This is a genomic window from Streptomyces sp. HSW2009, from assembly GCF_040240285.1.
In the GTDB taxonomy this organism is placed as follows: domain Bacteria; phylum Actinomycetota; class Actinomycetes; order Streptomycetales; family Streptomycetaceae; genus Streptomyces.
Genome location: NZ_JBEHZD010000301.1, coordinates 1 through 9,510, shown reverse-complemented (window position 1 = coordinate 9,510; position 9,510 = coordinate 1). Strand labels below are relative to the sequence as shown.

The 9,510-nt window shown below is 71.1% G+C and carries 9 protein-coding genes; 8 read left to right on the top strand and 1 reads right to left on the bottom strand.

What is annotated here, in order from left to right:
* Nucleotides 1-614 precede the first annotated feature (614 nt).
* From AAHZ94_RS21135 to AAHZ94_RS21110, 6 genes are all read left to right on the top strand, one after another.
* A complete protein-coding gene (locus AAHZ94_RS21135; RefSeq protein WP_349994551.1) occupies nt 615-1,070 on the top strand; it encodes an Lrp/AsnC family transcriptional regulator in 456 nt (151 codons plus the stop codon).
* Nucleotides 1,071-1,263: 193 nt separating this feature from the next.
* Nucleotides 1,264-2,454 carry an aminofutalosine synthase MqnE gene (gene mqnE / locus AAHZ94_RS21130; RefSeq protein ID WP_349994550.1) on the top strand — a complete coding sequence of 397 codons (1,191 nt, stop codon included), beginning with the start codon at nt 1,264-1,266 and terminating at the stop codon, nt 2,452-2,454.
* A gap of 407 nt (nt 2,455-2,861) precedes the next feature.
* Nucleotides 2,862-3,386: a GNAT family N-acetyltransferase gene (locus tag AAHZ94_RS21125; RefSeq protein ID WP_349994549.1), complete on the top strand. Its 525-nt coding sequence runs from the start codon at nt 2,862-2,864 to the stop codon at nt 3,384-3,386.
* 164 nt (nt 3,387-3,550) lie between these two features.
* On the top strand, nt 3,551-3,838 hold the full coding sequence (locus tag AAHZ94_RS21120) for a DUF4229 domain-containing protein (protein WP_349994548.1): 288 nt from the start codon (nt 3,551-3,553) through the stop codon (nt 3,836-3,838).
* A gap of 434 nt (nt 3,839-4,272) precedes the next feature.
* Complete coding sequence (locus AAHZ94_RS21115) at nt 4,273-5,580, top strand: dicarboxylate/amino acid:cation symporter (RefSeq protein WP_349994547.1); 1,308 nt, start codon at nt 4,273-4,275, stop codon at nt 5,578-5,580.
* A gap of 190 nt (nt 5,581-5,770) precedes the next feature.
* The gene (locus tag AAHZ94_RS21110; RefSeq protein WP_349994546.1) at nt 5,771-6,412 is read left to right on the top strand and encodes a TetR/AcrR family transcriptional regulator; all 642 of its coding nucleotides are present in this window, start codon (nt 5,771-5,773) and stop codon (nt 6,410-6,412) included.
* 435 nt (nt 6,413-6,847) lie between these two features.
* Here the strand turns inward: AAHZ94_RS21110 and AAHZ94_RS21105 are convergent, their stop codons facing one another.
* Nucleotides 6,848-7,051 (bottom strand): cold-shock protein, encoded by a 204-nt coding sequence (locus AAHZ94_RS21105; RefSeq protein ID WP_003984261.1) that lies wholly within the window; start codon nt 7,049-7,051, stop codon nt 6,848-6,850.
* Between the two features lie 312 nt (nt 7,052-7,363).
* Here AAHZ94_RS21105 and AAHZ94_RS21100 point away from each other — a divergent pair, with 312 nt between their 5' ends.
* Both AAHZ94_RS21100 and AAHZ94_RS21095 read left to right on the top strand, forming a co-directional pair.
* On the top strand, nt 7,364-8,245 hold the full coding sequence (locus tag AAHZ94_RS21100) for a menaquinone biosynthetic enzyme MqnA/MqnD family protein (RefSeq protein WP_349994545.1): 882 nt from the start codon (nt 7,364-7,366) through the stop codon (nt 8,243-8,245).
* Between the two features lie 285 nt (nt 8,246-8,530).
* Nucleotides 8,531-9,510: serine/threonine-protein kinase (locus AAHZ94_RS21095; RefSeq protein WP_349994544.1), on the top strand; the 980-nt coding region annotated here is incomplete at its 3' end.

Genomic DNA, 9,510 nt, shown 5'->3' with positions numbered 1-9,510 from the left:
GGGCGGGGGCTGGAGGCGGCGGGCGGGCCGCTGTAGCTGAACCGCCGGTGGGCGGGGTCGCGCGGGGCGGCATGGGCGGCGCGCGGTGGGGGGGGGCGCGGGGGGGGCGGGCCGCCGGCGGGGCGGCGCCCCGGCCGCTGGCGGGTACGCGCCGTACGGCTGGTCGGTGCCATGCCGCGGGAAGACAGAAGCGGCAGGCCCGGGGGGTAGTGCCCGGTGCGCTGCCGCGGTCACGCGTCCTGCTGGGGGCGCGACTCCGGCGGGACGCGTGGGCGCCGGGGTGCGCGGGCCTGACGCTCGGCGTCAGGCCGCATCGAGTCGATGCGGGGAGGCTGGGGTCAGCGCTTCTTGGCCCGGCGCTTGTGCGCCTTGGCCGTGGTCTCGCGCTGCTGCTGCACAGCCTGCTGAGCACGCGAGCGGTTGGCTATCTCCTGCAGCTCACGCATGCGGGCATAGGCCATCTCGATCGTGTACAAGGGGTAGCTCACTCCTGAAGAATCGTCGTTGATTGAGGTAGTTCAGCTAGAGATTCGCAGGGTCTCGCGCCCTGCATGCCTTAGATTCTACACCCAAACCTTCTGGATCGCAGAACTTTGAAAGGTGCGTGCCGTCACATGGACGCGGTCGACAGGCAACTCATCCAGGCCCTGCGGGAGAACGGCCGGGCCTCGTACGCGGAGCTCGGGCGGCTCGTCGGCCTCTCCGGGCCCAGCGTCACGGACCGGATCAACCGCCTGGAGGCGGCCGGAGTGATCACCGGTTACCGCGCCACCGTCGACTCCGCCTCGCTCGGCCTCGGCGTGACGGCCCTGATCGGCATCCAGCTCTCGGACGCGGTCGACCACGAGGACGTGGCGCTGCGCCTGCGGGACCTGGCGGAGATCGAGGACTGCTGGTTCATCGCCGGCGACGACTCGTACATGCTCAAGGTCCGCGCCGGTGACGTGGACGACCTGGAGCGCACCATCCGCCGGCTCTCCGGCACCGTGGGCGTCTCCCGCACCCGCACCACCATCGTGCTCTCCACCAAGTGGGAGAACCGGGTCGGGGAACTGCCCGAAGACGTGTGAGTGCCGGGGGCGCGGGTGGTGGGTGGCGGGGGTGGCGCGCCGACAGGGCGCGTCCCGCCGCCGCTCCCGCCGGGCTCCGCCCCCGTCCACCCGCCGCCCGTCAGGGCCGGTGTGCGAGCCGGGCGGGTGGGGCGCGTGGGGCGGGGAGTACGCTCGACGGAGCCCGAACACAGAGGTACAGGGGAGGCGCCGGATGGCTGGGTCGAAGGCCGTGTCAGCGAATGACGCGGGGCTCAAGCGCGAACTTGAGCAGAAGATCCGCGCCGGGGAGCGGCTGACGCGCGAGGACGGGATCGCCCTGTACGGGTCCGACGACCTGGCCTGGCTCGGCGGCCTGGCGCACGAGGTGCGCACCCGCAAGAACGGCGACGTGGTCCACTTCAACGTCAATCGCCACCTCAACATGACCAACGTGTGCACGGCCTCGTGCGCGTACTGCTCCTTCCAGCGCAAGCCGGGCGAGAAGGACGCGTACACCATGCGCATCGAGGAGGCCGTCCGGCTGGCCAAGGCGATGGAGGGCGAGAACCTCACCGAGCTGCACATCGTCAACGGGCTGCACCCCACGCTGCCCTGGCGCTACTACCCGCGCTCGCTCTCCGCGCTGAAGGAGGCCCTGCCGCAGGTCTCCCTCAAGGCGTTCACGGCCACCGAGATCCACCACTTCGAGAAGATCTCCGGGCTGCCCGCGTCCGAGATCCTGGACGAGCTCATCGACGCCGGCCTTGAATCGCTGACCGGCGGCGGCGCCGAGATCTTCGACTGGGAGGTCAGGCAGCACATCGTGGACCACGACACCCACTGGGAGGACTGGTCCCGCATCCACCGCCTCGCGCACGAGAAGGGCCTCAAGACCCCGTGCACGATGCTGTACGGACACGTCGAGGAGGAGCGGCACCGGGTCGACCACGTGCTGCGGCTGCGTGAGCTCCAGGACGAGACCGGCGGCTTCCAGGTCTTCATCCCGCTGCGCTACCAGCACGACTTCGTGGACGTGAAGGACGGCAAGGTCCGCAACCGGCTCCAGGCCAGGACGACGATGGCGACCGGCGCCGAGGCGCTGAAGACCTTCGCGGTCTCCCGGCTGCTGTTCGACAACGTGCCGCACGTCAAGGTGTTCTGGGTGATGCACGGCGTGCAGACCGCGCAGCTCGCCCTCCAGCACGGCGCGGACGACATGGACGGCTCGGTCGTCGAGTACAAGATCACCCACGACGCGGACAACTACGGCACCCCCGCCAAGCTCACCCGCGAGGACCTGCTCGACCTGATCCGCGACGCGGGCTTCCGCCCGGTCGAGCGGAACACCAGGTACGAGATCATCCGCGAGTACGAGGGCCCGGACCTGGCCCGCCGCGACGCACCGCAGCCGATGCGCCTCTGACCAGGCCGATCTGACCTGGCCGGCCCGGCACTGACGCCGGTCGGCCCAGCGCTGACCCCAGCCGCCCGCGGCGCCGCCTTCCCCGGCGGTGGCGCGGGCGGTGGCGTGTGCGGGCGCGGTGGCGGGGGCCGTGGTGGCCGTGGGGCACGAGGCCGTGGAGTCGCGGCGACGGCAACCGGCGTTCCGTCTCGCAGCTCGCAGCTCGCAGCTCGCAGCCCGGCCGTCCCGCAGCTCGGCCATCCCGCGGCCCCGGCCCTGCCATCCCGCGGCCCCGGCCCTGCCGCCCCGCAGCCCCCGGCCCTGCCGCCCCGCCCCCACATTCCGGGTACTCCGGCTCCTCCACGGAGGGGCGCACCTCACACTCCGGAGAGCTGCGCTCCGGATTTCGTAATGGCTAAGCTCGGCACATGACCCTTACGTACGTCCGTGATCCGCAGCTCACCCCCGCGCTCCAGGGCGACCTGGTGCGGCTGTGGACCGAGGTGACCCAGGCCGGCGGGGCCGTGGGCTTCGTGCCGCCGGTGACCGAGGACGACATCCGGCCGGTGGCCGAGGAGCAGTTGGCCGCCGTGCACCAGGGCCCCGGCGGCACCCGGCTGATCGCCGCGTACGCCGACGGGCGACTGGTCGGCACCGTGTTCATCACGCCCGCCAGACACCGGCTGATGCTGCACTGGGCCACCCTGGTCACGGTCATGGTCCACCCCGCGCTCCAGGGCGGTGGCCGGGGCAAGGCCATGCTGCGCGAGGCCATCGACATGGCGCGCGACCTCGGCTTCAAGGCGCTGCGGTTGGGCGTGCGGGGCGGCACCGGGGTGGACGCCTTCTACGCCACGCTCGGCTTCAAGGAGGTCGGCCGCGTCCCCGAGTCGATCAAGGTCGCCGACGACGACTACCGGGACGACATCGCCATGTGGCTGCGGCTGGACTGAGCCCCGCACCGGACCTGCCGAGCCCGTACCGGTCGCGCCGGGCGGCACGCGGCGCGCAGGGTGGAGGCGCCTGCCGCTGCGCTTTTCCGGCGTGATTCACTAGAAGGGCAGGCGAACACCATCCGGCCGATACCGCAGCACCCCCGGGAGAAAGAAGACCAGCCGTGTCTCTCACGCCGAGCGCCACGCTCCGATACACCGCTATGCGTCTGGGCATCTTCGTCGGTTGCTTCCTGGCCCTGTGGGGCCTGGTTCACTTCGGCGCCCTGCCGTCCGGCCTGGGCGACTCCAATCTGCTGTGGGTGCTGATGCTGGCGATCGTGGTGTCCGCACCGCTGAGCTTCGTCCTGCTGCGCAAGCAGCGCGACGCCATGTCGGAGCAGATCGTCGTCAAGGTGGACCGCGCCAAGGAGCGCCTGGTCGCCCACCAGACCCAGGAAGACGGGGTGTAAGGCTCCTCACACCCCGCCGGGGTCCGCGCTCGCGCCCCCGCATCGATCCACCCCACGCCCCCTGCCCGCGGTTGCCGCCCGCGCAGGGGGCGTTGGCGTTTTCCGACGCCGCTGGCCGGCGGGTTCCGCGCCGCTGACCGGCGCCCGCCGGGAGGCCGCTCAGGGCCCCGGCTCAAAGATCTTCTTTGGGTTCCTCAAAGTTAAAGTGTTAACGTCATTGCCATGTTGACCGCAGCAGCGCACCGTCCCCCCACGAGCCCAGCGCTCGTGGCGCGCCTGCACGTCGATCTCTGCCGCTGTCTGTCCGCGGCCTGTTGCCGCCTGTAGCACGTGCGCACAGCGGCCACGGACCCCGTCCCTTCCGTACGGGGTCGTTGACGCCGCTCTCTCACTAGCAACTGCCCTGGCATCCGTCTGTCTTCGGAGAGTGTCCGTTGTCGTCCCCACGCCTGACCATCCCGCGCGCCCTGCGGATTCCCTTCTGGGCGCAGATCCTCCTCGGCCTCGTCGCCGGTGCGCTGCTCGGCTGGGCCGCCCGCAGCGGTGACGTCCAGTGGCTCATCACCACCCTGGACAAGATCGGCTCGATCTTCATCCAGTTGCTGAAGCTGGCCGTCGCCCCGCTGGTCTTCTTCGCGATCCTGGTGTCGATCACCAATCTGCGGAAGGTCAACAACGCGGCCCGGCTCGCCACCCACACGCTGCTGTGGTTCATGGCGACCTCGCTGATAGCCGTGGCCATCGGCCTGCTCATCGGCCTGGTCACCAACCCCGGTTCCGGCACCGGGCTCACCCCGGCCGACGGTTCCAAGGTCGACTACAAGGGCTCCTGGCTGGACTTCCTCACCGGCATCGTGCCGCAGGACGTGATCACGCCGTTCACCGAGCTCAATGTCCTCCAGATCGTCTTCATGGCGGCCGTCGCCGGCGTCGCCGCCCTCCAGCTCGGCGAGAAGGCCGAGCCGATCCTCACCCTCAGCCAGTCCGTCCTTGAGCTGCTCCAGAAGGCCCTGTGGTGGGTCATCAAGCTGGCTCCGCTCGGCACGCTCGGCCTGATCGGCACCGCGATCGTCGAGTACGGCTGGGACCTGATCGGCAAGTACGCGACCTTCACCGCCGACATCTACGTGGGCTGCGCCCTGGTCCTGTTCGGCGTCTACCCGCTGCTGCTCGCCACGGTCGCCAAGCTCAACCCGGTGCACTTCTTCCGCGGCGCCTGGCCCGCGATCCAGCTCGCCTTCGTCTCCCGCTCGTCGGTCGGCACCATGCCGCTGACCCAGAAGGTCACCGAGCGGCTGGGCGTGCCGAAGGAGTACGCGTCCTTCGCGGTGCCCTTCGGCTCCACCACCAAGATGGACGGCTGCGCCTCGATCTACCCGGCCATCGCCGCGATCTTCATCGCGCAGATCTTCAACGTGGACCTCAGCGTCGGTGACTACCTGCTGATCGCCTTCGTCTCGGTGATCGGCTCGGCCGCCACGGCCGGCCTGACCGGTGCGACGGTGATGCTCACGCTGACCCTGTCCACGCTGGGCCTGCCGCTGGAGGGCGTCGGCCTGCTGATGGCGATCGACCCGATCGTCGACATGATGCGGACCGCCACCAACGTCGCCGGCCAGGCGCTCGTCCCGGTGCTGGTCTCGGCCCGGGAGAAGATCCTGGACCACCGCGCGTACGAGACGGCCTCCGCCTCGCCGCTGGACGAGGGCCCGCAGGAGGGCGCCCTGCCCGCCGCGGCCTAGTCCGCGCCGAGGCTCCCCGCCCCCGCACCGCACCTGTCGTACGCGCCGGGGGCGGGGAAACGGACGGGGAAGCAGACATTGCCCGCAAGCCGCCGATCACCCCGCGGGGCAGCCGCCGAACAGGGATGATGCCGAGGTGGGAACCGTAGCTTTGAACGGCTGTGAGCCGGTACCGGGAGGGGCGTTGCGCATGGGTGGCGGTAGGAGCAAGCGGATGCCGCGGGCAGTGCGGGAACAGCAGATGCTCGACGCCGCGGTGCAGACCTTCGCGCGCCGGGGCTACCGGGCCGCCTCCATGGACGACATCGCCGAGTTGGCCGGGGTGTCCAAGCCCCTGGTCTATCTGTACCTGAACTCCAAGGAGGAGTTGTTCAGCGCCTGCATCAGGCGCGAGGCGAAGGCGCTGGTGGCGGCGGTGCACGCGGCGGTGGAGCGGGACGTGCCGGCCGACCGGCAACTGTGGAGCGGGCTGCGCGGCCTGTTCGCGTACACCGCGGCCCATCCGGACGGCTGGGCCGTGCTGCACAGCCAGGCCCGCACCCAGGGCGAACCGTTTGTGCGCGAGGTGGCGGCCATGCGCGCGGAGTTGGTCAGCTTCGTGGAGGACCTGATAGGCGAGGCGACCAGGGAGGCCGACTGCGACCCGAAGTTCGCCGACCGGGAGGTGGCCGGGCTCGCGTACGCGCTGGTCGGGGCCGCCGAATCGATGGCCGAGTGGGCCGGTTCGCCGGACGGGCCCGGCGCCAAGGAGGCCGCGGCGACGCTGATGAACTTCGCCTGGGTCGGCCTCGGCCACCTCATGCACGGCGAGAAGTGGACGCCCGGCGGCTGACGCGGCCCCGCCACCTGTCAGCAAGCGGGCAGTCACCGGAAAGCAAGCCAACGGCAAGCCGGCAGAAAGCCGCTGGATAGCCGGAGCGAAGCTGTCGCGGGCGATCGGTAACGGGCAGAAGTGGGCGGGGAACCGCCAGAATCCCAGCGGGCCGGCAGGGGAATCCCCGTACCCTCCCCGATGGTTGACAGGAACCCGGCAAAAGTCGTGCGCGAAAACCCGGCAGTAGTTCGAGCGCGGGCTTCCGTCAACGAATGGCGACGCATGCGGCGAATATCGCTGTGGGCGAACTCCGCGGAAGTCGGCAGGCTTCGGAAACACAAAAGGCAGGAGCCCTACTTCCCCGCCGAAACGGGGGAGCAGGGCTCCTTGGGTACTACATCAGGAACGAATAGGTGCCGACCGCGATGGCCGAACCACGCAGATCCGGGTGGATCAGACGGGGGTGACGTTCTCCGCCTGCGGACCCTTCGGGCCCTGCGTGACGTCGAAGTTCACCTGCTGGTTCTCCTCAAGCGAGCGGAAACCAGAGGCGTTGATCGCGGAGTAGTGGACGAAGACATCCGGGCCGCCGCCGTCCTGGGCGATGAAGCCGAAGCCCTTTTCAGCGTTGAACCACTTGACGGTTCCGGTAGCCATAAGCCCTCCTTGGGCCAAAGGGTTGCCCTGCTCCAGAACCTGCAAGAAGTCTGAAAACTACAAAAGCCTGCGGCGTTACATGCTCCGCAGGCTCTGTACTGCAAGGGAAACCAAACTGCAACTTGCGGCGAGCCTAGCACGGCGGATGCCCCGGGGAAAGAGCGAAAGATCACGGGGACGAGCGGTTTCCAGGCGTCTCGGAAGGGGAAATCGCGCACGTCAGCGGCGTCCGTCCGGACCCTTCCCACAACGACGCTACGCCACCCGCCCCCCGACGCTGCCGCCGGCCCACCTCGGGGCTAGCCTCCGGATGTGGACAATTCAACCCCTGTCGCCGCTACCGCCACCGACCACCACCGGAGCCGGCCGCGGGTCGGCCACATCCAGTTCCTCAACTGCCTGCCGCTGTACTGGGGCCTCGCCCGTACCGGCAGCCTCCTGGACCTTGAGCTGACCAAGGACACCCCGGAGAAGCTCAGCGAGCGGCTCGTCCGCGGCGACCTGGACATCGCGCCGGTCACCCTGGTCGAGTTCCTGCGCAACGCGGACGACCTGGTGGCCTTCCCCGACCTCGCGGTCGGCTGCGACGGCCCCGTCATGTCCTGCGTGATCGTCTCCCAGGTGCCGCTGGAGCAGTTGCACGCCTCCCGGGTGGCCCTCGGCTCGACCTCGCGCACCTCGGTCCGGCTCGCGCAACTGCTGCTGTCCGAGCGGTACGGCGTGCAGCCCGAGTACTACACCTGCCCGCCCGACCTGGGGCTGATGATGCAGGAGGCGCAGGCCGCGGTGTTGATCGGGGACGCCGCGCTGCGGGCCAACCTGCACTACGCGCCGCGGCTCGGCCTGCACGTCTACGACCTGGGCCAGATGTGGAAGGAGTGGACCGGGCTGCCGTTCGTCTTCGCCGTCTGGGCCGCGCGCCGCTCCTACCTGGAGCAGGAGCCCGAGTTGGTGCACAAGGCCCACCAGGCGTTCCTGGCCTCGCGCGACCTCTCCTTGGAGGAGGTCACCAAGGTCGCCGAGCAGGCCGCCCGCTGGGAGGCGTTCGACGCCACGGTGCTGGAACGGTACTTCACCACCCTGGACTTCAGCCTGGGCGCCGACCAACTCGCCGGCATCGCCGAATTCGCCCGCCGCACCGGCCCCACCACGGGCTTCCCCGCCGACGTACGAGTGGAGCTGCTGTCCCGCTAGCCACCCCGACGGCCCCGCGTCCACGCACCCCGGGCCACGCGCGCGCGGGGGCGCGACGTCCGTACGGACGTGACGTGCGGGCGGGGCGTACGGACCTGGCGTGCGGACGTGCGGACGTGCGGACGTGCGGCGTACGGGCGGGACGCCGGCGATCGGCACGGCCGGGCGGCGGGGTTCCGTTGCGGGTGGGGCGTCCGCCCCGTGGCGCCCGCTGATCGGTCCTCTGCCGGTGCCCCGGGTCGCCCACCTAAGCTGGGCGGCGCAGTGGAGGGGGAGGGGCACACGATGTACCCGCTGGAACCGGATGATCCCCGCGGCATCGGCGCGTACCGGCTGCTTCGCCGGCTCGGCGCCGGCGGGATGGGCCGGGTGTACCTGGGGCGCAGTGCGGGGGGCCGCACCGTCGCCGTCAAGCTGGTCCATCCGCACTTCGCGAGCGACACCCAGTTCCGGGCCAGGTTCCGGCGCGAGGTGGCGGCGGCCCGGCAGGTCGGCGGCGCGTGGACGGCGCCCGTGCTCGATGCGGACCCGGACGCGCCCGTTCCGTGGGTGGCCACCGGCTACGTCGCGGGACCCTCGCTGACCCAGGCCGTCGAGGAGTTCGGCCCGCTGCCCGAGTCCTGCGTACGGGCGCTGGGCGCCAGCCTGGCGGAGGCGCTGGTGGCCGTGCACGGCCTCGGCCTCGTCCACCGGGACGTCAAGCCGTCCAACGTGCTGCTCGCCCTCGACGGGCCGCGGCTGATCGACTTCGGCATCGCCCGCGCCATCGAGGGCACCGCCTCGCTCACCTCCACCGGCGTCTCCATCGGGTCGCCCGGCTACATGTCGCCCGAGCAGATCCTGGGCCGCGGCGCGACGGCCGCGGCCGACGTGTTCTCGCTGGGCGCGGTGCTGGCGTACGCGGCCACCGGCCGGCCGCCGTTCCCCGGCGACTCGTCCGCCGCGCTGCTCTACAAGGTCGTGCACGAGGGGCCCGAACTCGCCGACCGGCTCACCGGCGAACTGCGCCGGATCGTCGTCGACTGCCTGGCCAAGGAGCCGGAAGAGCGCCCGGCCCCGGCCGAGTTGGCGCGCCGGCTGGCGGCCGGCGAGGCCGCGGCGACCCTGGTCCGCACGGGCTGGCTGCCCGCCCCGCTGGTGGAGGGCGCCAGCCGGCGGGCGATGGAACTCCTCGACCTGGACGCAGAACCGCCGGGGCCGTACGAGGCGGGCGCGGGCGGCGGGCCGGGGGGCGCCCTGTGGCCCGCGGCCGGCGGCCCGTCGGG

Bases quoted from the DNA above. Each gene is read 5' to 3' on its own strand.
- AAHZ94_RS21110 (WP_349994546.1), top strand. From the start codon at position 5,771: ATGGGTGGCGGTAGGAGCAAGCGGATGCCGCGGGCAGTGCGGGAACAG.
- mqnE (WP_349994550.1), top strand. From the start codon at position 1,264: ATGGCTGGGTCGAAGGCCGTGTCAGCGAATGACGCGGGGCTCAAGCGC.
- AAHZ94_RS21135 (WP_349994551.1), top strand. From the start codon at position 615: ATGGACGCGGTCGACAGGCAACTCATCCAGGCCCTGCGGGAGAACGGC.
- AAHZ94_RS21105 (WP_003984261.1), bottom strand. From the start codon at position 7,051: ATGGCTACCGGAACCGTCAAGTGGTTCAACGCTGAAAAGGGCTTCGGC.
- AAHZ94_RS21125 (WP_349994549.1), top strand. From the start codon at position 2,862: ATGACCCTTACGTACGTCCGTGATCCGCAGCTCACCCCCGCGCTCCAG.